Genomic DNA, 236 nt, shown 5'->3' with positions numbered 1-236 from the left:
AGACGATCGCTGCCACAGCACGGACACTGTGTCGGTGCGGGGATAACGACCCGCTCGCGCGGCAGGTCGGCACGCAGGGGCTGGCGTCCCCGGTTGCTCCGGGGTGCTGTCGTGCGGACAGCGGGATCCGCCGCATTTTCGGGCGCGTCCTCGGCGAGCGTCGTCTCCAGTTCTTCCAGTTCGAGTTCGAGTTGGGCCAGCAGGCGGCGCCCCCGCTCCGACGAGGCGCCGAAACG

1 protein-coding gene is annotated in these 236 nt (G+C 70.3%); it reads right to left on the bottom strand.

All coding sequences use genetic code 11. The annotated features are described in order from the left end of the window. Positions 1 to 236: IS66 family transposase (locus B7449_RS18850; protein ID WP_209426796.1), on the bottom strand; the 236-nt coding region annotated here is incomplete at both ends.

This window comes from Komagataeibacter intermedius TF2, from assembly GCF_000964425.1.
GTDB classification, from domain to species: domain Bacteria; phylum Pseudomonadota; class Alphaproteobacteria; order Acetobacterales; family Acetobacteraceae; genus Komagataeibacter; species Komagataeibacter intermedius.
Note: the sequence above shows the minus strand (reverse complement) of the source record. Positions and strands in the feature narration are given on the sequence as shown.